General features: G+C 26.8%; 28 protein-coding genes and 2 pseudogenes. 27 read left to right on the forward strand and 3 right to left on the reverse strand.

Annotated features, from left to right (window positions below; genetic code table 11):
• Positions 1-71: 71 nt before the first annotated feature.
• The 12 genes and pseudogenes from Q0W06_RS09645 to scpB form a co-directional block, all read left to right on the forward strand.
• Positions 72-3,014, forward strand: a pseudogene (locus tag Q0W06_RS09645) (phage tail spike protein); the annotation flags it as partial.
• A 32-nt stretch (positions 3,015-3,046) separates the two neighbouring features.
• The gene (locus tag Q0W06_RS09650) at positions 3,047-3,391 is read left to right on the forward strand and encodes a hypothetical protein (protein ID WP_297634459.1); all 345 of its coding nucleotides are present in this window, start codon (positions 3,047-3,049) and stop codon (positions 3,389-3,391) included.
• 76 nt (positions 3,392-3,467) lie between these two features.
• The gene (locus Q0W06_RS09655; protein ID WP_297634462.1) at positions 3,468-3,812 is read left to right on the forward strand and encodes a hypothetical protein; all 345 of its coding nucleotides are present in this window, start codon (positions 3,468-3,470) and stop codon (positions 3,810-3,812) included.
• 83 nt (positions 3,813-3,895) lie between these two features.
• Positions 3,896-4,324, forward strand: a complete 429-nt coding sequence (locus Q0W06_RS09660; RefSeq protein WP_297634465.1) for a hypothetical protein — start codon at positions 3,896-3,898, stop codon at positions 4,322-4,324.
• A gap of 741 nt (positions 4,325-5,065) precedes the next feature.
• Complete coding sequence (locus Q0W06_RS09665; RefSeq protein WP_297634467.1) at positions 5,066-5,488, forward strand: hypothetical protein; 423 nt, start codon at positions 5,066-5,068, stop codon at positions 5,486-5,488.
• Between the two features lie 344 nt (positions 5,489-5,832).
• Positions 5,833-6,126, forward strand: a complete 294-nt coding sequence (locus Q0W06_RS09670) for a hypothetical protein (protein WP_297634470.1) — start codon at positions 5,833-5,835, stop codon at positions 6,124-6,126.
• Between the two features lie 54 nt (positions 6,127-6,180).
• A complete protein-coding gene (locus Q0W06_RS09675) occupies positions 6,181-6,699 on the forward strand; it encodes an NUDIX hydrolase (protein ID WP_297634473.1) in 519 nt (172 codons plus the stop codon).
• An 85-nt stretch (positions 6,700-6,784) separates the two neighbouring features.
• The gene (gene spoIIM / locus Q0W06_RS09680) at positions 6,785-7,420 is read left to right on the forward strand and encodes a stage II sporulation protein M (protein ID WP_297634476.1); all 636 of its coding nucleotides are present in this window, start codon (positions 6,785-6,787) and stop codon (positions 7,418-7,420) included.
• 81 nt (positions 7,421-7,501) lie between these two features.
• Positions 7,502-8,380 (forward strand): tyrosine-type recombinase/integrase, encoded by an 879-nt coding sequence (locus Q0W06_RS09685; protein WP_297634479.1) that lies wholly within the window; start codon positions 7,502-7,504, stop codon positions 8,378-8,380.
• Between the two features lie 142 nt (positions 8,381-8,522).
• Entirely contained in the window at positions 8,523-9,812 is a 1,290-nt protein-coding gene (locus Q0W06_RS09690; RefSeq protein WP_297634482.1) for a D-alanyl-D-alanine carboxypeptidase family protein, read from the forward strand.
• 131 nt (positions 9,813-9,943) lie between these two features.
• On the forward strand, positions 9,944-10,693 hold the full coding sequence (locus Q0W06_RS09695) for a segregation/condensation protein A (protein WP_297634485.1): 750 nt from the start codon (positions 9,944-9,946) through the stop codon (positions 10,691-10,693).
• Positions 10,683-11,267 carry an SMC-Scp complex subunit ScpB gene (gene scpB / locus Q0W06_RS09700; protein ID WP_297634487.1) on the forward strand — a complete coding sequence of 195 codons (585 nt, stop codon included), beginning with the start codon at positions 10,683-10,685 and terminating at the stop codon, positions 11,265-11,267. The genes Q0W06_RS09695 and scpB overlap by 11 nt, the downstream gene beginning before the upstream one ends.
• Before the next feature lie 17 nt (positions 11,268-11,284).
• On the opposite strand, the gene ytfJ is transcribed toward scpB, so the two are convergent.
• Positions 11,285-11,836 carry a GerW family sporulation protein gene (gene ytfJ, locus Q0W06_RS09705; RefSeq protein ID WP_297634491.1) on the reverse strand — a complete coding sequence of 184 codons (552 nt, stop codon included), beginning with the start codon at positions 11,834-11,836 and terminating at the stop codon, positions 11,285-11,287.
• Positions 11,837-11,845: 9 nt separating this feature from the next.
• The gene (locus Q0W06_RS19645) at positions 11,846-12,400 is read right to left on the reverse strand and encodes a DUF2953 domain-containing protein (RefSeq protein ID WP_366516766.1); all 555 of its coding nucleotides are present in this window, start codon (positions 12,398-12,400) and stop codon (positions 11,846-11,848) included.
• A 121-nt stretch (positions 12,401-12,521) separates the two neighbouring features.
• Between Q0W06_RS19645 and Q0W06_RS09710 the strand changes: the two genes are divergently transcribed.
• The 7 genes and pseudogenes from Q0W06_RS09710 to Q0W06_RS09740 all read left to right on the forward strand — a co-directional run bounded on the left by Q0W06_RS09710 (position 12,522) and on the right by Q0W06_RS09740 (position 19,810).
• Positions 12,522-13,445, forward strand: coding sequence for a D-alanyl-D-alanine carboxypeptidase family protein (locus Q0W06_RS09710; RefSeq protein ID WP_366516768.1), 924 nt, complete (start codon positions 12,522-12,524; stop codon positions 13,443-13,445).
• A 127-nt stretch (positions 13,446-13,572) separates the two neighbouring features.
• On the forward strand, positions 13,573-14,559 hold the full coding sequence (locus tag Q0W06_RS09715; RefSeq protein WP_297634497.1) for a sulfide/dihydroorotate dehydrogenase-like FAD/NAD-binding protein: 987 nt from the start codon (positions 13,573-13,575) through the stop codon (positions 14,557-14,559).
• Positions 14,559-15,836, forward strand: a complete 1,278-nt coding sequence (locus tag Q0W06_RS09720; protein ID WP_297634500.1) for an FAD-dependent oxidoreductase — start codon at positions 14,559-14,561, stop codon at positions 15,834-15,836. Before Q0W06_RS09715 ends, Q0W06_RS09720 begins: the two co-directional genes overlap by 1 nt.
• Positions 15,837-16,717: 881 nt before the next feature.
• Positions 16,718-17,044 (forward strand): MazG nucleotide pyrophosphohydrolase domain-containing protein, encoded by a 327-nt coding sequence (locus Q0W06_RS09725; RefSeq protein WP_297634503.1) that lies wholly within the window; start codon positions 16,718-16,720, stop codon positions 17,042-17,044.
• Between the two features lie 283 nt (positions 17,045-17,327).
• Positions 17,328-17,522: a hypothetical protein gene (locus tag Q0W06_RS09730; RefSeq protein ID WP_297634507.1), complete on the forward strand. Its 195-nt coding sequence runs from the start codon at positions 17,328-17,330 to the stop codon at positions 17,520-17,522.
• A gap of 103 nt (positions 17,523-17,625) precedes the next feature.
• Positions 17,626-18,651: pseudogene (locus Q0W06_RS09735) on the forward strand (IS1595 family transposase).
• A 142-nt stretch (positions 18,652-18,793) separates the two neighbouring features.
• Positions 18,794-19,810, forward strand: a complete 1,017-nt coding sequence (locus tag Q0W06_RS09740; protein ID WP_297634509.1) for a serine hydrolase domain-containing protein — start codon at positions 18,794-18,796, stop codon at positions 19,808-19,810.
• Positions 19,811-20,341: 531 nt separating this feature from the next.
• Here the strand turns inward: Q0W06_RS09740 and Q0W06_RS09745 are convergent.
• Complete coding sequence (locus Q0W06_RS09745) at positions 20,342-20,953, reverse strand: hypothetical protein (protein WP_297634512.1); 612 nt, start codon at positions 20,951-20,953, stop codon at positions 20,342-20,344.
• 207 nt (positions 20,954-21,160) lie between these two features.
• On the opposite strand from Q0W06_RS09745, the gene Q0W06_RS09750 reads away from it, so the two are divergent.
• The 8 genes from Q0W06_RS09750 (at position 21,161) to Q0W06_RS09785 (ending at position 25,344) form a co-directional block, all read left to right on the forward strand.
• A complete protein-coding gene (locus tag Q0W06_RS09750) occupies positions 21,161-21,802 on the forward strand; it encodes a hypothetical protein (protein WP_297634515.1) in 642 nt (213 codons plus the stop codon).
• A gap of 51 nt (positions 21,803-21,853) precedes the next feature.
• Positions 21,854-22,423 carry a hypothetical protein gene (locus tag Q0W06_RS09755; RefSeq protein ID WP_297634518.1) on the forward strand — a complete coding sequence of 190 codons (570 nt, stop codon included), beginning with the start codon at positions 21,854-21,856 and terminating at the stop codon, positions 22,421-22,423.
• Between the two features lie 279 nt (positions 22,424-22,702).
• The gene (locus Q0W06_RS09760) at positions 22,703-23,194 is read left to right on the forward strand and encodes a hypothetical protein (protein WP_297634521.1); all 492 of its coding nucleotides are present in this window, start codon (positions 22,703-22,705) and stop codon (positions 23,192-23,194) included.
• 254 nt (positions 23,195-23,448) lie between these two features.
• On the forward strand, positions 23,449-23,619 hold the full coding sequence (locus Q0W06_RS09765) for a hypothetical protein (RefSeq protein WP_297634524.1): 171 nt from the start codon (positions 23,449-23,451) through the stop codon (positions 23,617-23,619).
• Positions 23,620-23,657: 38 nt separating this feature from the next.
• Positions 23,658-24,113, forward strand: a complete 456-nt coding sequence (locus Q0W06_RS09770; protein WP_297634527.1) for an NUDIX domain-containing protein — start codon at positions 23,658-23,660, stop codon at positions 24,111-24,113.
• Between the two features lie 109 nt (positions 24,114-24,222).
• Entirely contained in the window at positions 24,223-24,411 is a 189-nt protein-coding gene (locus tag Q0W06_RS09775) for a hypothetical protein (RefSeq protein ID WP_297634530.1), read from the forward strand.
• 62 nt (positions 24,412-24,473) lie between these two features.
• Entirely contained in the window at positions 24,474-24,644 is a 171-nt protein-coding gene (locus Q0W06_RS09780; RefSeq protein WP_297634533.1) for a hypothetical protein, read from the forward strand.
• Positions 24,645-24,834: 190 nt separating this feature from the next.
• Positions 24,835-25,344 carry a DUF4358 domain-containing protein gene (locus tag Q0W06_RS09785; RefSeq protein WP_297634536.1) on the forward strand — a complete coding sequence of 170 codons (510 nt, stop codon included), beginning with the start codon at positions 24,835-24,837 and terminating at the stop codon, positions 25,342-25,344.
• Positions 25,345-25,357 lie beyond the last annotated feature (13 nt).

Here is a 25,357-nt window from a genome sequence, read left to right on the forward strand (position 1 = left end):
AAATACTGTTTTATTTAGTTCGATTAAATCTGTCCACCTTTTTATACTAACACCAGTATGCTTTAAATGAATTATTTAGAAATAGCCAATTCAGTAAACATTTTAGAGGTAAAAGTGATATTGTAAATGCACAAAATTTTAATTTGAAAAATACGAACTTGTTGAGAGCAATAGCAGGTACACAAGGTTCGATTGTAGATATATATGGAACTGGAGCAGAGATATTAAGAGATAATAATACTGTGAGCGTTCTAAACAAAAGAGGGCATGATAATGGAGTTTCTATTGAATATGCTAAGAATATGACTGGACTTGACATAGATTTTGATGACTCTAGTCTTATAACTAGAATTAAAGCTTATGCAAGATATAATAATGAAGAAAATGAAGAAGTGATAGTACATAGTGAACCTAAATATGTAGACTCACCAAGGATTGCAAATTATGAAACACCTTTTATAGCAGAACTAGATTTAAGTTCTAAATTCGATGAAACTAATCCTCCAACACCAGCTAAAATTAAGAAATTAGTTGAGGATCATTTTACTGATACAAAGTGTGATCTTGTTAAGGAAAACATTAAAGTAGAATTTATTCCACTTTCAAAATGTGTAGGATATTCGGATATACAGGATAAGATAAGTTTATGTGACACAGTAAGAATAATTGATAGTAGATATAACCTAGACACTAAAGCAAAAGTAATAAAAGCTACATATAATATCCTTACAGAGCGATATGAAAAGATGGAGCTAGGTGAGGCTAGAACAAGTCTAGGAGATTTAATAAGTGGTTCTACAGGTGGAGTTGAAATTGGTGGAGATAATACAACAAAACCACCGATTATAGGAGATAATAACTTTCCTAACACACTTCCAGCAGTTCCAACTTTAGATTTTAAGCTTTATGGATTTGATAGAGTTGGTTTGAATTGGACTTTTGAAAATAAAATTTATTATAACTATGAGCTATATGCAAGCAGAACAAAAGATTTTATACCGAACACATTTGATCTTATACACTCAGGAGATAGTAGTAGTTTTCAACATCAGTGTAAACCCTCAGAAACTTGGTATTACAGAGTTAGAGCAGTAAATACACATGGAAAAGCTACAGCATTTAGTAATCAAGTAACTGTTGAAACTGTAAAGATAGAAAACTTAGAAAACTATGTAAGCAATGCAGCAATAGGTGATGCACTTATTGGAGAACTTAATCTAGGACGTGGTTGGGTAGGACAACTAAATGCACAATTACTAAATGTAAAAGGTAATTTTAGTGTTACAGATGGAAATGGAAAAAGAACTATGGATATAGATAGTTTTGGAAATATAACATTGCTTCCAACTAATTTTAAAATGTTGATTGATGGAAAAGAAGAAGCAGCAGTTACACAATCTTCCTTTAATGCTACTGTAGAAGGAATAAATATGAATGTTTCTAAAAAAGCAGATACAAAGGAAGTAAATTCCTTAATAGAGCAAAAAGCTAATAATATACTAATGTCCGTCAGTACAAGTGGTGGTGGAAATATATTAGATAATAGTGGATTTACAGCTGGAAAAAATAAATGGTCAGATTATTCATATTCTTGGAATCAGCCATATAATAAGATAGAGATATGGAATGATAATAGTGAATGGGTACTTCAAGGAACTAAAGCATTAGTTGTAAATAGTGGATACCATGATAATAGTGGGGAGCTAGGAATAGGTCAAATATTTAAAGTAAAACAAAATAAAACCTATACGATTAGTTGCTTAATGGCTACTCACCGAGCAGACGGTGGATTCCATGTGTACGATACTCATGATTGGACTTGGCTAGGCAATTCTGATGTATTAGAACATGAGAATTTTGGTGGAGGAAAAGATATAAATGACTGGAAAAAAATATCCGTCACATTTAACTCTGGTAATAGAGTTGAAATCGGTATTAGATTTAAAATGACCAGGTCATCAGGAGATGCATATGTATTTATGTGCCAACCTATGCTAAATGAAGGGACAATATCTGTACCATGGATTGAAAAAACACTAGATGCTGGTAATTTAGTATCTAGTATAAATGTGTCACCTGAGGATATAAAAATTAAATCTAATAAAATTCAGCTAGAGGGAGCAGTTACAGCGGGTACAGGTGGTAGACAAGTTAAGATAAATAACGGAGATTATTCGGCTATCATAGATGGATCAGAAAAGATGTTCTTTGGTTCAAGGGACTTTGAAAATAACTATAGAGTTCCAAAATTCTACATGGGTGCATACGGTTTTAATGCCAATGAACATAACTATTTTGGCATGACAAGTTATAGAGGTAACGGAGATAATCCAGAAGGGAATGGCTATGCTTATCAAGATTTGTCTTATAGATGTATCAATTCCAACTTTAGCGATTGGTCTAATATCAAGATGTATAGTTCTGGTAGAATTAGACTTGCACCAGTTGAGAATTTAGAAATTACTACCAACTATGTCGGTGGAGCATACCAAGGAGCGGAAGAAAGAAGACTAGCATTATTTGCTACATCAACGTCACCTTACTTCAACTCGAATCTCCAAATAGCTTGTTGTAGAAATATGACAAATAGTTACGGTTTTATAATTGCAGATGATTCGGTTGCTGGAGCAGAAACAAGAGTTAGATGTCATACAGATTTAAATAGACAAAAATTCTTTAGACCATGCGACAATGTTGCTGATATTAGCAACGGAAGTGCATCTTTTCCATGGAAGAGCGTTACTTCTAAAACTGCATACGTAACTGATAATATTATCAATAATCCTGTAGTTAGAACAACATCTGAAACAAAGGATGTTTTGGATAATATCGAGTTTATACAAGCTAGAGGTATAGATGAACCTGTAAAAATGGATGTTAGTAAAATAAGTGGAACAAGTTATGCACCAGTTCAAGAAGATGTACAAGTTATAGATACTACTGAACTTTTAAAACTGGCTTTAATGGAAATAAAAAAATTAAAAGAAAGAATAAATATATTAGAGACTAGGTAGAAATATCTAGTCTTTTTAATTATGGAGGCACTATGAAAAACATTGATACTTGGGACAATACCCTAAACATACATAAGAAGAATGTAAATAAAATATTTGCATATGTAACATCGGGTGATGACGCTGTAATTGTCTTTGATATAGTTGATTATGTTGAAGAACCAGTTGATGTAAGTGGACAGGAAATTACATTATATAATAATGAGCATAACCAAACACAAAATATTACAGTTACAAATAAAAATATAATTACCGTAAAACTAGATCAAGAATTTTTAGCTAAAGAAGGAATAGTGGAATTACAATTTAAATTTAAAGATAGTGAAGGGCAAATGTCAACGCCTGCTGTTAAAATAGAAGTTCAAAGAAAGTTTTAATTTAAAGTAGCTTAATTTAAATGCTACCAAAGATAAAAATACAAGAGAGGAGAAGATAGGGAGGATGTAAATAAACATGGATTTTAAAACTTTTATAAGTGCAGTAGAAGGAGTTGGATTTCCGATAGTTGTAGCTATTGTTTTAGTTTTAGGATATTTAAAAATGTCTAAGGATAAAGATAAAGCTATAAATGAAAAATTTGAAGTACAAGATAAGACTATTGTAAATTTAAAAACTAAACATACAGAGCAAGAATTAAGAGTTGCTAAATTAGAATTAGAAAATAAAGAAGAAAAGCAATTATTTAATAAAGCTATTGATAGTTTTAATGTAACAATAGATAAGATTGCTAATAGCACAAATAGAGAGCTAGAGAGCATTAAAAAAGATGTGGAATATATAAAAGAAAAAGTTAAATAGAAATTTTTAGGGATAGTTATTAAGTTAGCTATCCTATTTTTTATCCTAAATAAAATCATCGTAAATGAAAGGAGGAGAACAAAATGAAAATACATGGACTAAGAAATACTAAATTATATTCAGTTTGGGGAATGATGAAGCAAAGATGTTTTAATAAGTCAAATAAGGATTATTATAATTATGGAGCGAGAGGGATAACTGTATGTGAAGAATGGTTAGATATTTGTAAATTTTATAGCTGGGCTATGGACAATGGATATAGAGAGGGGGTAACATTAGATAGAATAAATTCAAATGGAAACTATGAGCCTGATAACTGTAGATGGATTACAAATAAGGAACAGCAAAATAATAAAAGAAATAACATTAGAGTTTTATATAATAATACTTTTATAACCTTGACAGAATTAAGTGAGATTACTGGAATTAATCGTAGAACATTAGAGATAAGATATATTAGGGGAGATAGAGGAAATAGGCTTATAAGACCAATTAGAAAAAAGGTTTGTTAAAACACTTGAAATTACATATATTTAAATATATAATTAGATAAATGTAATTAATAAGCATAGTCCGATAAATTGTTATTGATTAGTGTTTATTAATTTGAATATAAATTCTTATAAGTGGCTTAATTACTAGCTTGAGAAGGTTTTTATCAACCTACAAACTCAGAGTTCATAGACATCATAGCTGATAAATTAAGATTAAAAAATAAAGTTAGTTAATATAGATAAATAGTATTAACTTATATAATATATACGTAAAGTAAGAGTAAAGATCTTTTGTTTATAAATAAACAGGAGGTCTTTAATTTTATGCCTAAAATTAATAGAAGTAGAACATTAGAAAATTATTTGTTAGATAATTAGATGGAATAGGATTAATATTTTAGCCACTAATCTACTAGGATAAGACTAGTGGCTAAGTAAATACAAGCTACTGTGTACGCTAGTATTTTATGTGAGAACTATTAAAAGGTTGTACGATTTCAATTAATGTTTATGTATTTTAGTAAAATTAAATTATTCTAGCTATTACTTCAACTACTATTGTCATAACAGCAACTCCACAAGTGAAAGCAAACATAGTAATGCACCTCCAATAAATTTATTTGATTATAGTATTAGCCAAAATTAAAATTTCTATTCAAATAGGAGTGATAAATATAAAAAATATATTTATAAATAAAGGGATTCAATTGGTACTGAAGAATATAAATTATTGAGAAATTAATTTATGAGGTGATTGATATGGAAGGGTTAAATTGGGTTGATAAATGGCTAGCAAAAGATAATGATAGAATAAGTGTACAAGTTATCAATGATGCGTTAGAAAAAGCGGAAGAAGAAATAAAAAATAAAGCAGATAAATATGGCAGAGGAAGTCTTCGAGATAAAGTAAACTACAAAGATGGAGTTCTACAAGTTGGAATATATACTATTAGAAACACAATAATAAAAGTAGGATATGAATTAAATATTGAAAAAGTAAATGGAGAAAAATATCCTTGGAGTTTACAAATTCAAAAAGATAAATCCGTTGATAGAGTAAAATTAATATTAATTGAGGATATAGGGAGAGAAGAAAACAAAATAGTAGGAGAGCATGAACATATAAAAAGGGATAATATATTTTATGCAATAGGCGAATTATTTAAAGTCAATGAAATTTAATAATTAAAGCATTTTCAGAAATTTAGTGAAATGCGTAAAAACTTAGAGAAATCTAAGTTTTTTTATTATGGAAAAAGAATAAATAATAAACAGATAATAAGAATTTTATAGATAGGATTAGAGAAAAATGACACAACTTATTGTAAAATAATGGTAAAAGGTGTATAATAAAATGAGTGTATTTATTGAATAAATATACAAAGAAATCTATATAATAAATCTAAGTAAACAAAAAGCTATTTTATGTCATAAATAGTTAGTATAAATTTAAGATTTAACCGTATTGAGTATATAGAGAATAGTAATTATAATGGAGGTATACAAAAGATAAGGAAGTGTTAAAAATGGCATTAAAAAATTTTATTTTTGGATTATTTCCAGACCCATTAGAATATAGAGGGAGTGTTACGAAATCTCAAAATGTAGAATTATTAAGAGATTTATATGAGTACTTAGAAAAAGAAGATATTCCATTTGATAAAAAGAAAAAAGAGTTAGCATTTAGATGCGAATATAAGAAAGAAGATGGAGTTGCAGAATATAAAATTTATGATATAAGTGATAATTTATTAAATATAATTTTTATAGATGATGATAAACAAACTATTGATTTAATAAGAGATCCGAAGCAAGATTAGAAAACTACAACTAAAAGTTATAAAAGATACTATGAAAAGAGAAGGAGATAGGTTATGAAATTAGAGGAAACTATATTAAGTGAAGAATTAATGCATGAAGGGAACTTTTTAAAGTTTGTTAATGTTACAGTAGAGCTACCAGATGGAAATATAGGCACGAGAGATATTATAAGACATCCAGGAGCATCAGCAATATTACCATTTATAGATGATGAGACAGTAATATTAGTAAAGCAGTTTAGAGCAGCATTAAATAGAATATTAATAGAATTACCAGCAGGAAAATTAGAAAAGGATGAAGATCCTTTAGTTTGTGCTAAGAGAGAATTAGAAGAAGAAACTGGGTATAAATCAGATGATATTGAATATCTAGGAACTATCGCAACAGGAGCTGGTTTTACCGATGAAGTAATTCATTTATATAAAGCAACTAATTTGTATGAAGGAATAAAATCAGGAGATGAAGATGAGTTTATTGAAATATACAAATATAAACTAGATGATGTAAAGAAAATGATAAAAAATGGAGAAATAATAGATACAAAAACAATTTCAGCATTTATGTACTTATAATAAAATATAAATTTTTAGATTAATAATCATATTCTATCCTTTTAAAACATAATAATATTTATAACTATTTAGGAGGAGAGAATAGATGAAATTATTAGCTAAGAAAATTGGTGATACATTTGAGGAACAAAAATTCTACTATCTTATAGTGTTATTATTTTTCTGCGTTGGTGTAGTTATTGGGGTATATGCAATAAAATATATGAATATTACAGATAGACAAGATTTAACGGGTTATTATTCTAACTTTATAGAAAGTGTTCAAAGTAATAATATTAACTATGGAAGTCTTCTATTAGGAATATTTAAGAAAAATATGATTTTAATTATTCCAATAATATTGCTTGGATTTACTTTCTTTGGAAGTCCAATTATTTTGATAATAAATTTATTAAAAGGTTTTTCTATTGGGTATACTTTTACATTTTTATTGACAATGTTTGAAGGTAATGGATTAGCTTTAGCAATAGGTTCATTAGTGCCACAAAATATTATATATATTCCATGCATAGTAGCTACGAGTATAATTGCATTGAGTTTATCTACAATTAAATTTAAGGAAAAGTTTATAAAAAAGATGCCTATAAAAAATTTATTACTAAACAAAGGTGGAACTAACATATTATTATTAGTATTATGCATATTTATAATTGGAATGATAATTGAAGCTTACCTGTCTCCAATGTTAGTGAAATTAATAATAACTAAGTTTTATTTATAAAATGGATTTCAAGAGATAAAAAATATGAGTTGATTAAAGAGTTTGTTGAATAGATGCAAGTAATGGTATTAGGAGAGAAAAATGTTAGAAATTATTGAGAGTTACAAAGAGTATTTATTTAAAAATGACAAAAGTGAAAATACTGTTTATGCCTATGTTACAGATGTAAATTTGTTTATAAAATTTTTAAATGCAAATAATAAGGAATTATATACATCGGATAATGTGTCTATAATTGCCTATATACAAAATTTACTTGATACAGGCAAGTCAGAAAGATCAATTAACAGAATAGTTATAAGTCTTAGAAGTTTTTATGGATTTTTGAAAACAAAATCTTTAATAGCTGATATTCCTAAAATAACTTATAAAAGCAGTAGAAATACAAAAAAGCTTCCTCAAATTCTTACAGTAGATGAAGTAGATAAGATTATAAAGTCTATTGATAAAACAGGAATCAAGGGAATACGTGATAATGCGTTATTAGAACTTATGTATGCCACAGGGATGAAGGTTTCAGAGTTAATTTCTTTAAATAATGAAGATATTAATTTAGATTTATGTTTTGTAAAATGTACAGACAATAAAAAATTTGAAAGATTAATCCCAATTGGAAGAAGCGCTACAAGAGCTTTAGAAGAATATATCTTAGTAAGACACGATGTTGCTGAAAGTGGAGAAGACAAGCTGTTTGTTAATTTAAATGGAAAAGGATTAACAAGACAGGGAATTTGGAGAATAGTAAAAGAATATTCTCATAAAGCAGGAATAAAGAAAGAAGTAAACTTAAATACTTTTAGACATTCCTTTGCTGTTCACATGCTTCAAAACGGAGCAAATGTACGAGCTGTACAAAAACTATTAGGAAATCAAGTATTAACCTATATGGATACTTACTATGAAATTATAAATAGTGACAAGATAAATCTTGTATATAAAAATGCTCATCCAAGAGCTTAAAAATCAAACTATTTTCTTTTTTTATATACATAAATGAAAATAGTGCAGAAGAGAAATTCAATTAAATTAATTTAATTGAATTTCTTTTTTTATAATAATTAAAAAAATATATGGAAATAATAAATTCAAGGAGGGATTTATTATGATTAAAAAATTAAATTTTAAAATGATAATAAGCATGATAATTTGTATATTAATTTTAATTCCAACATTAACACCTTTTGCATTAGATAATAATGAGAAGAGTGAAAAACCTGTTAAAGAAAGTGGAATACAAGTTGAAGCAAAATCAGCCTTATTATTAGAGCCAACAACAGGAAAGGTAGTTTACGAAAAAAATGCAGATGAAAAGTTTGCACCAGCATCAGTAACTAAAGTAATGACTATGCTATTAGCAATGGAAGGTGTAGATTCAGGTAAAATAAAAATAAATGATAAAGTTACTTGTAGCGAAACTGCAAAAAAAATGGGTGGAAGTACTATGCTTCTAGATACAGGAGAAGTAAGAACCCTAGAAGAACTTATTAAAGGTGTAGCAATAGCATCAGGAAATGATGCAGCAGTAGCTATAGCAGAATACATAGGTGGTTCAGAAGAAAATTTTGTTCAAATGATGAATGAAAGAGCAAGTGAATTAGGAATGAAAAACACTAATTTTAAAAACTGTACTGGACTTCCATCAGAAGGACATTATTCTACAGCAAAAGATATAGGAAGGATGTCTATGGAATTATTAAAACATAAGGACATATTGAAGTATTCAAGCATATATATGGAAACTATTTCAGAAGGAAGAAAATCACCTATTGAATTAGTTAACCATAATAAATTAGTAAGATTCTTTAAAGGCTGTGATGGATTAAAAACAGGGTATACTTCAGAAGCTAAATACTGTATATCAGCAACAGCAACTAAAGATGGAGTTAGAATGCTTACAGTAATAATGGGAGCACCTTCATATAAAATTAGAAATAGAGATGCAGGAATGTTAATGAATTATGGATTCTCTAAATTTGAAGGAAAGAAAATAGTTGCAAAAGATCAGGTTATAGGAGATGCAAATGTATCTGAACAAACTGATGAACTTTTTGAAGCAAAAGCTAAAAATGATTTAATAGCAGTTGTTGAAAAAGGTCAAAAAAGTGAAATTGAAAAGAAAATAGTATTAGACAAAACAAAAGATAGCTTTAAAGCTGGAGATATTGTAGGTAAATGTGAACTTTATAATGGAAAAGAATTAGTTGGTGAAGTAGAAATTTATACTGATAGAGATATTAGTAAACCATCTATTTTTGCAAAAATAAAATATAAAGTTAAATGTATGTTTAAGGACTCAGATAAAGATAAAGAAAAAGACAAAAATGAAAATAAAACTGAAAATAAAGAAGTAGAAAAAAATACAGATAAAGTAGAAAAAGAAAAAAAGAAATAAGAAGATAAAATTTAATTAAAAAAGTAAAAGTAGCTTTCATTTTAATGAAGGCTATTTTTATTATATTGTTTAAAAATAGGGGGACATAGTGTATAATATTTAAGAAATATATTATGGAGGCAAAGTGCAAAATGAATATAAAAATTGATGATTTTGAAGGACCATTTGATTTATTATTACATTTAATTCGAAAAAATAAAATGGATATATACAATGTAGAGATATTTAAAATAACAAATCAATATCTAGATTATTTAAATGAAATGAAGAAAATGGATTTAGAAATCACATCTGAATTTATAGTAATAGCTGCTACATTAATTGAAATAAAATCAAAAAGCCTTTTGCCTAAAATAAAAAAAGATGAAGCGAATGAAGATGAAGAAGATATAGAAAAGAAACTTTTAGAGAAGTTAATTATATATAGAAAAATAAAAGCATCTACTGAATTTTTCAAGGAAAAATCTATAGGAGCAGGATATACCTATAGTAAAAAGGCAGAAGTAATTGAAGTAAAGAAAGAGAAAGTAAATAATGATGATATTTTTGAAAATATCACTTTAATTGATTTATATAGTATTTATAATAAGCTTATTGAAAATTATTTAAAAAAGAGAAATAATAATATTCCTATTATAGGGAAAAATATTAAGAGAGATGAATATAAGATTGAAGATAAATATGATTATATTTTAAATGTTCTCCAAAATTCAAAGAAAATGAATTTTAGCGATTTAATGTATGAATGTACATGTAAAATAGAGTGTGTTGTAACTTTCTTAGCGCTTTTAGAATTAATGAAACAAAGAAAAGTATTAGCTCATCAAATAGAAAATTTTGATGAAATAATAGTAGAAAGGATTGAAGAGGATGAATATTAATCAGTTTGAGTTTGAAGAGGTTTCATTAAAAAATACATATAAAGCAGGAATTGAAGCAATGCTTTTTGTAAGTGGAGAACCTTTAAGTTTAAGAGATATTGCAATAAATACAGAAATAACTCCAAAGTATGCGGAAGAACTTTTAGGAGAAATGATGTTAGATTATGAAGTATCTAATAGAGGAATAAAATTAATAATTATAAATGGTTTATATCAATTGGTAACTAAAGGTGAGTATAGTGAGTATATAGAAAGACTATTAAATAAAAATAGAAGACAATCCTTAAGTCAAGCATCATTAGAAAGCTTATCTATAATCGCATATAAGCAACCAATAACGAGAGTTGACATAGATGAGATTAGAGGTGTTAAATCTGATAGTGCCATTCAAAGATTAATAGAGAGAGATTTAATTGCAGAGGTAGGACGACTGGAAGTAATAGGAAGACCTATTTTATATGGAACAACAGATGAATTCTTAAGACAATTTGGATTATCAGGATTAGACCAGCTTCCATCTTTAGATTTATTTGATACCAGAGAAGATGAAGAAGAAAATAATATAGAAGAATAGCCAGGAAAATTCCTGGCTTATTTTACGTCAAATCCATCTTTATTGCTAGTTTTATCATAAATATTTGGGTTAATTGGCTCATTGTCAGCAACAAATTCATCATCGTTATTAGTAGACATTATGAATTCATCATCAACTACAGTAGCATTTTTAGATTTATCATTTGACTTACATTTATTACCTTTGAATTCTTTACATACATCCTTAAACATTTCTAATATTTGAGGAACTGTATCAACTATTCTATCATAAGTACTATCTTGTTCTACAGGAAGAAGTCTTACTGAATCTTTTCTAACAACTAAAAAAGAAACTGGTTTAACAGACACACCTGCACCAGAACCACCAGCAAAAGGATATTCTGTATTAGATGTAGTTTTGTTTGGTGAATCAAACTCAGAACCACCAGATGCGAAACCAAATGATACACGAGAAATTGGAATAATACAAGTTCCATCCTGTGTTTCTACTGGTGTACCTATAATAGTGTTTACATCTATCATATCTTTTAAATTTTCCATTGTACTTGTCATTAAATTTTCTATTGGATGATCTTTATCTTTAATCATATAACTCCCTTAAAGGGAACACCTCCTTTTAATATAGACATTTTTTATAAAAATAAATCCGATATAGATAAGTTGCCCTAAAGAAACTTTCATTATGCATTTTATATCAGTTTCAAAAAAAATAGTGTCTTTAAAAACAGGGATAATTTTAAAGTTATTGTTTTTAGAGACAAATAATATTCTTATAGCATTAAAAATAAATGGACAGAATGAATGAATTATTCCAAATGAAAGAGCAGTCTTTTTAGAATCTCCAAGAGAGTAGTTAGTATAGCCTAAAAGTGTAAAACTTGGCTTGAATCTACGGGAGTTTAAATCTAAAAAAACTTTTTTTATAAGTGGAATAGAAAAATCCTCTTTTTTTATAAAGCTAGATTTCTTTTTTCTTTTTTTTATACTTTTTACTTTAGATCCTTTTTCCTTATTTCCTGGTTTAGGATATATATTAAATTTATAAAGCTTTATATGTAATTTAGAGTTTATAAAACTAATATGAAACTTAAAAGGAATTGGAATAAAAATTATACAGAGTAAAATTAAAAATATGAAAAAAATTACATTCATTGAAAAACCTCCCCACTCATATTTTTATTCTTGACAATAAAAATAAAAATATACTTAGATTTATATTTTATTTTGGTATAGAAAATATAAAATTGCTGCAAAATAGTAGGGAGGTGATTTTATTATGAAAAAAATAAAATTTTTTATATATGTATTGATGATGTTAATACTGATTAATTTCACAATAACATATAGAGCATTTGGAAGTGATAAAAAACTGAAAATTGACGGAAGATGTGCAATAGCAATAGATAAAGAGTCTGGAGAAGTTTTATTTGAACAAAATGGATATGAAATAGTTGAAATGGCAAGTACAACAAAAATTCTAACTGCATTAGTTGCATTAGAAAATTCAGAGTTAACAGATAAATTCATAGTAAGTAAAAATGCAGCAAGCTGTAGAGGTTCAAAAGTAGGATATAAAGCAAATGAAGAGATAGGGGTTAGAGAACTTTTATATGGATTGATGTTTAAATCAGGAAATGATGCTGCAATTACTTTAGCAGAAGGAATTGGGGGAAGCGTAGAGGGCTTTGCAAGAATAATGAATCATTATAGTTCAAGTTTAGGACTTATAGACTCACATTTTCAAACGCCACATGGATTAGATAAAGAAGATCATTATTCTAGTGCATATGATTTGGCAATACTAACATCAAAGGCAATGGACTATAAAATATTTAGAGAGATTGTTGGAAGTAAATCTATAGATAAAAATAAATATGGATTTACACGTGATTATTCAAATATAAATAAAATTTTATGGCAAATTGAAGGAGCCAATGGAGTAAAAACTGGATATACAGGAAAGGCAGGAAAATGCCTAGTATCTTCTGTAAATAAAGACGGGAAAGATATAATAATAGTTGTATTAAATTGTCCAAATAGATGGGAAGAAACAAAAAAGATTTATGATAGCGTTAAAGATAAAAAAGTTACTAGTTCAAAAATTGTAAACTCTTCAGAGAGCGGTGATGAATCTGTTCATGCATATAATTCAGGAAAGAAGATTGAAAAGATAGAAGTATTTAATAATGAATCATAAGGGAAATAGCATATTTTTAATCCGTTAAAAATATGCTATTTTTTTATGTCTTCAATTGATGAAAAAAATCACAAATTTGAGTGATTAGTAGTATTTTAATATAAAGAATTAATTTAAGGAGATAGTTATGTTAGAAAAATTTACATGTATAGATTTAGGAACAGACTATTGCCCATGTCATTTGGCAGAAAGTGGAGAATGTATCTTGTGTTCTCAGCTAAAGGGAAAGGAATTTTGTGATTGCAACAATTGGAATGGAGTATGTGTTTATAGTGAATATTGTAATCATAACTGTAAGGCAAGAGAAGGAAGAAAAACATATGAATGTAAAGTAATAGAGATAAAAAAATATGAAGATAATATTTTACTTATTAAGTTTAAAATAAGTAGACATTTAGCATTTGAATTGATAAAGCCAGGTAGTTATGCATTTATCAGAAAATCAGAAGAAGGTTACTTTGATACACCTATATCTATAATGGATACAAATCCAGAAGAAGAATGGGGAAAAATGGTTATAAAAGTTTCAGGAGTAAAAACTAAAAATTTAGCAAGTGTAAAAGAAGGAGAATTTATTAAGCTAAGAGGACCATACTTTAATGGAATATTTGGAATAAAGGAATTAAATAGTCTAGTAGATAAAAAGGTTTTATTATTAGGACGTGGAATAGGACTAGCTCCTATTTTGCCAATATTAAAGAAATTAAAAAGAGAAAACAATAAAATTACATTATTAACTGAATTAGAAGATTTTAATGAACAGTTTATAAAAAATGATTTAGATAAATATGATATAGAAATCAATGAAGGTCCATTTATAGAAAATGGAAACTTAACAGATTGGGCCAAAGATAAAATAAATAAATTTATAGAAGAAGAGGGAAATCATATTCATATTGGTGGAGCAGATATAACAACTTATAAAGTAATAGAATATTTAAATGAAATAGGGGAGAATGAAATAGGATTATCTTGCTTTAATAATTTTAAAATGAGCTGCGGAGAAGGTATATGTGGAGCTTGTACAATAAAATATACTGGGGATAAGGTAAGACGCTATTGTAAGTATCAAACAGACCCAAGAACAGTATTTAAAGGAAGGTGGCTAATATAATGAAGGTAATAGTAATTGGTGGTGGTTGGTCTGGCTGTTCAGCTGCAATAATGGCTAAAAAAGCCGGAGCAGAAGTAGAGATTTATGAAAAAACAGATCTTTTATTGGGACTTGGAAATGTTGGAGGAATAATGAGGAACAATGGAAGATTTACAGCAGCAGAAGAATTAATAGCTTTAGGAGCAGGAGATTTAATTCAAATATGTGATAAATGTGCAAGACATAAAAATGTAGATTTTCCAGGGCATAAACATGCAACTTTATATGATGTAAATATAATAGAGGGTGAAGTTAGAGATTATATTAAGGCCCTTAATATAAAAGTAAGACTAGAATCAAGAATAGTTGATGTAGAGTTTGATGGAAAAAGGATAAAATGGCTTTATTTAAGTGATGGGACAAAAGTAGAGGGAGATGTGTTTATAGAAACTACAGGCTCTACAGGACCAATGGGGAACTGCTTAAGATATGGAAATGGATGCTCTATGTGTATACTAAGATGTCCAGCATTTGGGCCAAGAATAAGCATTAGCCAAAGATGTAATATAGATGATATTAGAGGAGAAAGACAGGGAGATGAACTAGGAGCATTTTCAGGATCATGTAAATTAGCAAAAGAAAGTCTTTCAAAAGATATAATAGAAAAATTAGATAAAGATGGTGTAGTAGTTATAAATCTGCCTAAAGAACAAGTAAACTATGAGAAGCTAGATAAAAAGGTATGTCAGCAATATGCCTTAAAAGAATTCGCAGAAAATATAGTTTTATTAGATACAGGTCATGCAAAATTAATGTCTAGTTTTTATAATTTAGAAAAATTAAGAATGATAGAAGGATTAGAAAAAGCAAAGTATGTAGATCCATATGCAGGAAGTAAAGGTAACTCCATAAGATATCTATCAGTTGCACCAAGAACAAATGAAATGCAAGTAGAAGGAGTAGAAAACTTATTCTGTGGTGGAGAAAAGTCAGGGCTTTTTGTAGGACATACAGAGGCAATGACAACAGGAGCTTTAGCAGGATTAAATGCTGTAAGATGGGCACTTGGAATGAAACTATTAACACTACCAAGAAATCTAGCAATAGGAGATTTAATAGCCTTTGCAAATGAGCAGTCTTTAACTAGTGAAGGTAGAAAAATGAGATATACCTTTGCAGGTTCAGTATTCTTCAATAGAATGAAAGAGAATAACCTATATACAATAGATATAGATGAAATAAAAGGGAAAATAGAAAAAATGGGATTAACGAATTTATTTAATGAAAAAATATTTTAGGAAACAGACTCGAATTTTATTTGAGTCTGTTTTTTTCTAAAATAAAATACTCGTAAATAAGTATAAATACAAAAAATAAAACTTAAAAATTTAAAACCATTTAAGTTTTAAATTTGAATCTATAGTTTTCTTCACAGCATCTAAAACTAATGAATCATTCCTGATTTCTTCTTTGTATATAATAACAATTTAATATTTACTTAAATGTTAAATTATTGAAAAATATTTCAATAAAACTTTTTTTAAATATAGAAGAGTATTATTATGAGATTATATAAATTAAAGAGGATTAGAAAAAAATAAGTAATTATCATGTTAAAATCTATGTAAAATAAACTTAGATTGTAGGAAAACAATAATAATGTATTTGTTATAAGAATCTTTTATAAAATGAAGGAGAGAGAGATTGAAATCAGTTGAATATTTTAAATTGAACAGTGAAAATTAAAAAGAAAATTCTTTAGATACTTTTGTAAGACATCAAGAAGTAAAGGAAAGTCAGGCAGCTTATCATAAATTTGGATGTACTTATGCAGATGAGATAAATGTTGAACTTGCAGAAAAAGAACCTTGTGATGTGCAAAGAGAGTTTATTTTATAGTACTACAAGTTCCAAGTTATCATTAATGATAATTTAAATTTGATATTTAAACTAATGAAAATATATGTATTTGACTATTATTTTTTGTAAAATCCACTTTTAAAATTATGATGAGATTTAATATAGAATATCAAGAAATTTATGAATATATTAATAGTATTTTTAAAATAAATAAACTTATAATTAAAACTTCTTTAAGAAGTGGAATAGAACTCATAGCACAATCAAAAAAAATTATAGATGAATTAGAATATAAAATTTAGCTTATGGAGGATATATTATGAATGATTTTGGACTAAATGAAATGCAAAAAATTCAAAAGGAATTACAAGAAAAATATAAGAAAAAATGGGGTGGATTATCACCGGATAAAGGTCGTAATCAATTATTATGGATGATGATTGAGGTCGGTGAAGTGGCTGATATAATCAAGAAAAAAGGTGATGATTATGTTATGAATGATAAGCAAACAAGAAATCATTTTGTAGAAGAGTTATGTGATGTATTAATGTATTTTAATGATATAATGTTATGCTATTCTATTTCACCCGAAGAGTTGAAGGAAATATATTTGCAAAAGCATAATAAAAATATAGAACGTTGGTAAATTTTAATTTAGCGAATAGATTTAAAATAATATGATGATTTGACTATACGTATACATTTTTTTTATAAAGCCAATATTTTAATTATAAAATAAAGATTTTGAACAAGTTATATAGGAAACAGACTCAAATTTTATTTGAGTCTGTTTTTCCTAAAATAAAATACTCGTAAATAAGTATAAATATAAAAATAATAAATTTAATTATTTGATAAAAATTTTTCATTAATATACGCTAAGTAAAAAATAGTATTAAAAATAAAGAGAACTTTTAAAAAGGAGATTTATGAAGATACTTCAAGTTATTGTAATACTAACAGTTTTGGAAAAAGTAATTATTATTATAGATAATAAAATAATTAAAAAGAAATATGGTTTTAGCTTAGTTGATAGGTATAGAGATAGATTTAAGGCAATATGTTGTATATTAACAGTATTAATAGTATTAGTTGGTATATTTCTCTTTTTATTTGGCAAATAATTAAATAGAAAAATAAGGCTCTGTTTTAAATAGTGGTTGATATGCGATACTTTTCTGAAAATAGGTTATAATATAGATATAATAAATTTTCGGAGGTATCACTATGAGTAATGTAACATCAGTATTAGCACAAGCGAAAGCCTTATCAGATGAAGAACAACAAGAGTTATTAACTTAATTAGAAGAATATCTTGTTTTAGGTTCGCAAGTTGCACAAGTAACTAAAGAAGTTAAAGAAATGAGATTTTCCAAAGGTAGAGTCTGCTGTCATTGTAATGGTACTGATGTAGTTAGAAATGGAAAAAGAAATGGTGTGCAAAGATATTTATGCAGAAATTGTCATTCCAGTTTCTCTGATTTAACCAATTCTGCAACTTACAGAAGCAAGAAAACATTAGATAAATGGTTAAAATACGCCAAATGCATGTTAAATGGATATTCTATAAGGAAATCTGCCAAAGAAGTAAAAATAAATATAGCAACTTCTTTTTATTGGAGGCATAAAATACTTAACTGTATTAGTGAGTTTCTTGGGGTTGGTTCTGTTGATGGTGTAGTTGAAGCAGACGAAGTTTTCTTTGCTTACTCTTATAAAGGAACTAAACCTGCTAATATGCCAAGGCCTTCCCGTAAGAGAGGGAAGCAAGTTAAAAAAAGAGGTATTAGCAAGGAACAAGTATGTGTTGGTACTGCTCTTGATAGAGAAGGTAATATAATAATTGAATTGTTATGCACTGGTAGAGTTACTGCTAATGAATTAGAGCGTTTATATGGTAATCGTATAGGGGAACATTCTATTCTATGTACAGACTCGCACAAGTCCTACATTCAGTTTGCTGTAGATATGGAATTAGACCACAAGAGAGTTAAAAGAGGCAGACATAAAGAAGATATATACCATATAAACCACATAAACAGCCTACATTCTAATTTGAAGAGGTGGATGGCAAAATTTAATGGGGTTGCTACAAAATACCTTGAAAATTATTTAAAGTGGCACAAATGGATAAGTACATTCAGTACAGAAAAAGACATAGTGAGAACTAAAAACTTGATAATTCATAGTAATATAGCACATAGTTATACTATGGTTAAGGAATTTAAGAATAGAAAACCGATATTTGTTTAAATTAGACTTTATTTCAATAAATACTGGAATTATAATCCATAAATCATGTATAATACTAATATAAATTTTTGAACAAATGTAGAGGAAAGAAACCTTATTAATAGTGATTATATAAAGTTTAGGTAAGGTATTTAGGGGGGAAATGGTGAATATTAATTTAAATGAATACTTTAAAAAACAAAATAAGTTTAGTGGAAGTATATTGGTATCAAAAGGTAATGAAATTATATTTAATGAGTCATATGGATATTCAAATAGAGAAGAGAAAATAAAAAATACACCAGAAACAAAATATCTGATTGGCTCTATGACAAAGGAAATAACAGCATTATGTATTATGCAATTAGCAGAAAAAGGATTGCTTAAAGTAGAGCAGAATATTGAAGATTATATTGAGGATTTCTATAAGGGAAAAGGGATTACAATAAAGCATCTTTTAACTCACACCTCTGGGATACCTAACTATATAATGCTAAGAAAAGAAATAAAATGGGGAGAACCTCATACACCAGAAGAGATATTAGATATTGTAAAAGGCTATAAGTTGAAATTCCCTGTTGGTGAAAAATGGTCATACAGTAATACTAACTATCTTATTCTTGGCTTGATAATTGAAAAGGTTACTGGAATGAGTTATCACAAATATGTTAAAACTAATATATTCATTCCTGCTAAAGTAAATAATTCAGGTTTTATTAATGAAGAGCATAAAAATCTAGCCACCAATTATATTAATGGGGAAAAAGGTTTCTATATGGACCCATCAATGCTCTTTGCTTGTGGTGATATAGTGTCAACTGCTTGGGATATTTATCTGATTCATAAGGCAATTGATGAGGATAAACTCTTGAAAATACAAACTGTAAAAGAAATGTACAAGCCTCACTATGATGGCAAGTATGTAAAATATGGGTATGGATTACTTATAAAAAACTATTTTGGCTTCAAAAGTATATGCCATGGTGGGTCAGTTCCTAATGGATACACTTCTCATTTTGAGAAATATATTGATGAGGATATTAAAATTGTTGTATTAAGCAATGATTTAGTGAAATATCAATTCTTATCATTGAAAGATGTTGGGGGTACTTTTATAAGTAGAGAGATTGCTTCATTAATTTATGGTAAAAAATTAGGTGCTTTAAAGAAGGTATTATAAATGGGAATGTTATATTGCTTTAAATTATAATTTGATTTTGAAACTTAATTATTCACTCTAAATATTAATCTATTGCGATTAGAAGTAAAAGTGGACAAAATTACGATTTGTCCACTTTTATACTATCTATTATCAACCTTGATTTAAAACAGAGCCAAAAATAAATAAGCACTAATAAATTAATGCTTATTTAATCCATAAAAAAATATAGTAATACCAATAATAAGAATGAAAAATCCTAATAACTTAAGATAAAAGGATATGTTGCTAGAAAAGTTTAATGTATTACTAGAGAGTAGTATATTGCTAATTATAGAAACTTCAACGCCTATAAGTAAAATATCAGTTTTAGATTTAGTTTTAATTTTTTCAAGTATTAAAAATGAAATTAAAGAACCAAGTGAAATAAAAAGACAAAATAAAAAAAGAACCATAAATTTCAACTCCAATCTACACCTCATAATACTATATATTACTGAAAAGGTAAATAAATACAATATATAAAATAATAATAGTGCAGAATAAGATATCTTATTCTGCACTATGATCATTAGAAATAAATATATATTCATTACTATTATTTATAAGGTTATTTGTACTAATATTAAATGCAAACTTACAATCATTTGTAGGTTTTATTTCAACATCAAATTTATTTAAATCATAAGTAGGTCCATTTAAATTTTGTGTTTCTTTTAAAGCTTTTGCTGTCATTGTTGTCTTTAAAATTGCATTCATTTTATTTTTTATTATAGTTTCATTATCTTTTTCACTAGGAAATTGTTTTATTAGAAGTGCAGTACTTTTTGTTGCTACATATTCTTGAGCTTCTTCTAATGAAACATATTTATTTTCATTATTGTCTCTTATTTTCTGAGCTTCAGCAGCTTCTTTTTCTTTTTCAGATATTTCTTTTCCAGTTAGCATTTTAGGTTTTTCTGTAGCTTTTGTTGAGGTATTAGTTATCTTAGTATTAGTAGTTGATGGATTAATATTTTCACTAATAGAACTATTTTTTGTGGGTGTAGTATTATTCGCAGTTATGTTATTTCTGCTTTTTTTATTATAAATAATCATTCCACAACTAAATATAAGTATAATGAGAATTACTAGAAATAATCCTAGAAATTTTTTGTTTTTCATATGTATCCCCCTAATTTTAAAATTCAAACTAAATAGTAACATAATTTTTATGGGAATATTGGGAAAAAAGCTTTATTTATAAAATTGTTAACATTTAAGTAATTTTCTTTAAAATGTTAATAAATCTAAAATAATACATAGAAGAATAAGAAAAGGTAGAAAATCATGTTAAAATTTAACATGATTTTAGTTTTAAGGGGGACACAAATGAAAAATAAGAGAATATTAATTCTAATCATAGTACTAATTATAATTGTAGGGGGAGTAATAGTTTATAAGGAAGTTGAAAAGAAGCAAGTAAATAATAATATTAAAGTCAAAGCTACAAATTTGGAAAATACACAAAAATCAAATCAAGAAAAGGAAATTTTTGATAAATCAATAGGTAATATTAATGAAGGTCAATTATTAGAACATGAAGGGATAAGTAAAGATATATTTAAAGATACAAAATATCCAGGTATTTCAAATGAAGTTGTTACTAAAGAAACAACTTCTGGAATTGAAAAGCAACCAGTAGAAATAATAATTAAAAAATATAATCCTAATATATTAACTCAAGATATGTTAGCTAAATATTATAATGAGCAAATAAAAGTTAATAAGAATAATAATCAAAATATAACTTGTTACCTTTTAGATGTTTATAATAATTCATTTGCAATAGAATTATTTAGCAATACAAATAAATTTAATGAATTTAATATAGGAAATATAAATGAAAAATTTGAGTTAGTCAATAATAAAAATTCAATGTATTGTGGAATAAAACCTGATGGTGAAATAACGTCATATAGCAATTATGGAAATAATTCAGCTAAAAAAGAACCATTTATACTAAAAAAATAAATTTATGATATGGTATATTTTTAGAAGATATTTTACAGGGAGAAGAAGCAAATGAAGAAAAAGATAATTATAATAGGAGTAATAGTTGTAATAGGAATATTTTTAATATGGCTAAAGATGTATAATCCTAATGGAAAGAGTAACTTAGTTACATCAAATATTACAAAACTTCAAGGATATAACTCAGATTTTACAGTACTACCAGCAATAATACTTGAAGAAATATTTAATGAAGATCAAGATTTTAATAAGATACAAAGTCAAATAAATCAAATAACAGATACTAATCTAAAGAGCTCTTTACAGGCTAATTTAAATCAATATAAACTAAATGAATTAGAATATGTAAAAAATCTACCTTTTGATAAAACACAAGAGTATACAAAAAATATATTTAACAATAAAAATATCTTACCTTTTAATGGAGGTTCATTTTTACCATTTAGTCCACTAGGAGTTGTAAAAGATGGAAAAAGGTATTATGTAACTGTAGCATATGTAGTTTATTCAAGTACAAAAAATCAGAGTTTAGATAATAATAATAAAGATATATATGGTATTTCAGTATTTAATATATACGATAATGGAGAGCTTCAACCATTATATATCAGTAGTAAATAGAGAAAAACTAGAAAGTGATATAAAAGGTATCATTTTCTAGTTTTTTTTATTTGCACATGAAATAAAAAAGAGTAATTGATGATGGGATATATGAAAAATAGGATTCTAAAAATAAACTAAAAAACTTTAAAAAAATCTCAATAAATTATATTATTAAAGAAAAAGCTAAAATAAGAAATTTATAAAGTTAAGAAAAGGATTAAATAGATGAAATAGAATAATTAATTTAAAGAAGTTAATTGACATAGAAAAATTAAAATATAAGGGAGGATGAAAAAAATGAATGAATTATTTTTGGTAGTAGCTCCAAGTGGAAGTGGAAAAGACTATTTAGTAAGTAAAATGTGTAGTAAATTCGGATTAAAAAAGGTTACGTCAAGAACAACAAGAAAACCGAGATTTTCAGGCGAAAAATCTTATAAGTTTAAGACGATTAGTGAATGGAATAAAGAAAAGTCAGAAGCAATAGCACCTGCATATTATTGTGGAAACCACTATTGGACTATGAAAGGAGATCTGGAAAATGCAAATTTCTATATAGTAGAACCTTCTGGAATAGATGCAGTTAAAGAATCAGGTTTAGAGTTTAAAGTTATTTACATAAATACTCCAATATTAAGAAGAATTAAATACATGAGAAGAAGAGGCGATAAATTTATAAGTATTCTAAAAAGAATAGCGAATGATATTAGAGGATTTAAAGGAGTGAAATCAAAGGCTGATTTTATAGTGAAAGATGAAGTTGAATTTGAGTCTATTTTTCTAAAATAAAATACTCGTAAATGATAATAATTAAAATAACTAATACTACTCTTAAATGCAACATAAAGCTTTAATATATAGAAACAGATTAAATAAAATATAAAAATAAATATCTCTATATAAAATATTAAAGAAAATTTAAGTGCAAAATTAGTTTCATTTAAGATTTAGAAATTATTTATATAAATATCTAAGAAATAGTCAAATAATTAGTATTACAAAAGGGGAGAGAGGAATATATAATTAAAATGAGGTGAAAATTTATGAAAAGTAAGAGGATAAAAAAGTTGAAATATTTTAGAAATTGTACAATTACAATAATAGGAGCAATAATAGTACTTTTATGTATACAACTGCAGACTCATGGTACTATTTTTTCATCAGTTTCAGCTATATTTTTCTCTATTTTAGGAAGCATAAGTTATTATTTATAAGAGTATAGTTTAAATATATTTATAGGGGGAATAGATAAATGGATAAACATTTTACAGTTTCAGTATTTATTGTTTATAAAGATAAAGTGCTATTACATTTACATAAGAAAGCCAAAAAAATACTTCCTTTGGGGGGACATATAGAAGTTAATGAATTACCAGAGGAAGCATGTATACGTGAAGTGGAAGAAGAAGCAGGAATAAAAATAAAACTTTATAATTCAATAAATAAAGAACTTAAAAAGACCTGTGAATTATCTGGAGAAAAATTATTAGTAAATCCTATGTATACAATTTTGAGTGAGGTAGCAGAAGAACATTACCATATAGATTTTGTATATTATGCAAGTGCAGAATCTTGTGAAACAAAGCCAGCTGATGGAGAATCTAATTTACTTAAGTGGTATACTCAAGAAGATTTAAATAGAGCTAAAAATATTCAAGAAAATATTTTGATAATGGCTAATGAAGCGTTACAAATATTAGAAAAATAAAAATTGAATTGCTAAGAAATATATTATAAAAAAGGGTGAAGTATTATGATAGTTTGTATATGTTGTGCTGGTGGACTTACTTCTAGTTTGTTTTGTAGTCATATTAAGAATGAAGCAGGGGGATATAGATTTAATACTTATTTCTCCACAGGTAAGATTTCTTTTAAATTCAATAAGTAAATTAGTATCACCATTTAATATTCCATGTAGTGTAATAGATATGCGAACTTTTGGAACTATGAATGGAAAAGAGGGGTTAAAACTTATACAGAAATATGAGAATAATGTATTTAAATAAAGGGCATAAGTTGAAAGATTGTACTATAGAATTAATTATATATGGTTAAAAAGGGGAGAATTATGATGCAAAAAATTGTTTATCCTTTACTTATTGGGTGTGGAGTTGGATTAACGGGAAGATTTTTATATGTTGGTTATGATACACCAGTAAAAGTAGTGGGGGTTATAGCATCACTTTGTATATTAGGTACTGGAATGATGCTTAATTATAAATATAATCGAAAAAAATAAAGAATAAAAAAACAAGCTATATTAAAATATAGCTTGTTTTTTTATGGAATAGATGAAATTCATATCATTTACATCTAAAATAAAATCCTCGTAAATGATATTAAATAAATAAAAACTAAAAATAAATTCACAAAAAATACATAATATTGTATAATTAAAATGAAATTATTTACATAAAGGGAGAAGAAAAATGAGAAAAAAATTAATCTTAGCTATTATGTCTATAGCTATTATAGGTTCAACAATAGTTTCATGTGGGAGTGGGACTAATGATGGAAAAAATGACACTAATCAAGAACAAGTAGAAGATATAAATTTAGAAGATTTATCAAAGAAAATAAGTGAAAATGTTCAATTAAGACCAATGGGAGATATTACTGATGAGGAAGCTAAAGAAATATTTAAGCTGAACTTAGATCAAATAGAAAGTTATTCTATAAAAAAAGGTAAAGTTAATACAGGGCTTGAAACTATAGCTTTAATTAAAGTGAAAAAGGGACAAGCTGAAGCTGTTACAAATTCTTTAAAAGAGTATATAAAATCAATTCAGCCATTTTACCCAGGAGAGCAAGAAGCAGTTGAAAATGCTAAAATTTTAGAAACAGGAAATTATATTGGATTATTTATAATTCCAGATTATGAAGATGGTGAAGGAAATTTAGAAAAAGTTGTAACAGCATTTGAAGATGAATTTAAATAAAAATATAAAAGCT

Origin of the sequence: uncultured Clostridium sp., from assembly GCF_947072515.1 — a bacterium.
In the GTDB taxonomy this organism is placed as follows: Bacteria; Bacillota; Clostridia; order Clostridiales; family Clostridiaceae; genus Clostridium.

What these genes read in the sequence shown, in the direction of transcription:
- Q0W06_RS09650 (WP_297634459.1), top strand. Translation starts at nt 3,047, where the DNA reads ATGAAAAACATTGATACTTGGGACAATACCCTAAACATACATAAGAAG.
- Q0W06_RS09655 (WP_297634462.1), top strand. Translation starts at nt 3,468, where the DNA reads ATGGATTTTAAAACTTTTATAAGTGCAGTAGAAGGAGTTGGATTTCCG.
- Q0W06_RS09660 (WP_297634465.1), top strand. Translation starts at nt 3,896, where the DNA reads ATGAAAATACATGGACTAAGAAATACTAAATTATATTCAGTTTGGGGA.
- Q0W06_RS09665 (WP_297634467.1), top strand. Translation starts at nt 5,066, where the DNA reads ATGGAAGGGTTAAATTGGGTTGATAAATGGCTAGCAAAAGATAATGAT.
- Q0W06_RS09670 (WP_297634470.1), top strand. Translation starts at nt 5,833, where the DNA reads ATGGCATTAAAAAATTTTATTTTTGGATTATTTCCAGACCCATTAGAA.
- Q0W06_RS09675 (WP_297634473.1), top strand. Translation starts at nt 6,181, where the DNA reads ATGAAATTAGAGGAAACTATATTAAGTGAAGAATTAATGCATGAAGGG.
- spoIIM (WP_297634476.1), top strand. Translation starts at nt 6,785, where the DNA reads ATGAAATTATTAGCTAAGAAAATTGGTGATACATTTGAGGAACAAAAA.
- Q0W06_RS09685 (WP_297634479.1), top strand. Translation starts at nt 7,502, where the DNA reads ATGTTAGAAATTATTGAGAGTTACAAAGAGTATTTATTTAAAAATGAC.
- Q0W06_RS09690 (WP_297634482.1), top strand. Translation starts at nt 8,523, where the DNA reads ATGATTAAAAAATTAAATTTTAAAATGATAATAAGCATGATAATTTGT.
- Q0W06_RS09695 (WP_297634485.1), top strand. Translation starts at nt 9,944, where the DNA reads ATGAATATAAAAATTGATGATTTTGAAGGACCATTTGATTTATTATTA.
- scpB (WP_297634487.1), top strand. Translation starts at nt 10,683, where the DNA reads ATGAATATTAATCAGTTTGAGTTTGAAGAGGTTTCATTAAAAAATACA.
- ytfJ (WP_297634491.1), bottom strand. Translation starts at nt 11,836, where the DNA reads ATGATTAAAGATAAAGATCATCCAATAGAAAATTTAATGACAAGTACA.
- Q0W06_RS19645 (WP_366516766.1), bottom strand. Translation starts at nt 12,400, where the DNA reads ATGAATGTAATTTTTTTCATATTTTTAATTTTACTCTGTATAATTTTT.
- Q0W06_RS09715 (WP_297634497.1), top strand. Translation starts at nt 13,573, where the DNA reads ATGTTAGAAAAATTTACATGTATAGATTTAGGAACAGACTATTGCCCA.
- Q0W06_RS09720 (WP_297634500.1), top strand. Translation starts at nt 14,559, where the DNA reads ATGAAGGTAATAGTAATTGGTGGTGGTTGGTCTGGCTGTTCAGCTGCA.
- Q0W06_RS09725 (WP_297634503.1), top strand. Translation starts at nt 16,718, where the DNA reads ATGAATGATTTTGGACTAAATGAAATGCAAAAAATTCAAAAGGAATTA.
- Q0W06_RS09730 (WP_297634507.1), top strand. Translation starts at nt 17,328, where the DNA reads ATGAAGATACTTCAAGTTATTGTAATACTAACAGTTTTGGAAAAAGTA.
- Q0W06_RS09740 (WP_297634509.1), top strand. Translation starts at nt 18,794, where the DNA reads ATGGTGAATATTAATTTAAATGAATACTTTAAAAAACAAAATAAGTTT.
- Q0W06_RS09745 (WP_297634512.1), bottom strand. Translation starts at nt 20,953, where the DNA reads ATGAAAAACAAAAAATTTCTAGGATTATTTCTAGTAATTCTCATTATA.
- Q0W06_RS09750 (WP_297634515.1), top strand. Translation starts at nt 21,161, where the DNA reads ATGAAAAATAAGAGAATATTAATTCTAATCATAGTACTAATTATAATT.
- Q0W06_RS09755 (WP_297634518.1), top strand. Translation starts at nt 21,854, where the DNA reads ATGAAGAAAAAGATAATTATAATAGGAGTAATAGTTGTAATAGGAATA.
- Q0W06_RS09760 (WP_297634521.1), top strand. Translation starts at nt 22,703, where the DNA reads ATGAATGAATTATTTTTGGTAGTAGCTCCAAGTGGAAGTGGAAAAGAC.
- Q0W06_RS09765 (WP_297634524.1), top strand. Translation starts at nt 23,449, where the DNA reads ATGAAAAGTAAGAGGATAAAAAAGTTGAAATATTTTAGAAATTGTACA.
- Q0W06_RS09770 (WP_297634527.1), top strand. Translation starts at nt 23,658, where the DNA reads ATGGATAAACATTTTACAGTTTCAGTATTTATTGTTTATAAAGATAAA.
- Q0W06_RS09775 (WP_297634530.1), top strand. Translation starts at nt 24,223, where the DNA reads ATGAAGCAGGGGGATATAGATTTAATACTTATTTCTCCACAGGTAAGA.
- Q0W06_RS09780 (WP_297634533.1), top strand. Translation starts at nt 24,474, where the DNA reads ATGATGCAAAAAATTGTTTATCCTTTACTTATTGGGTGTGGAGTTGGA.
- Q0W06_RS09785 (WP_297634536.1), top strand. Translation starts at nt 24,835, where the DNA reads ATGAGAAAAAAATTAATCTTAGCTATTATGTCTATAGCTATTATAGGT.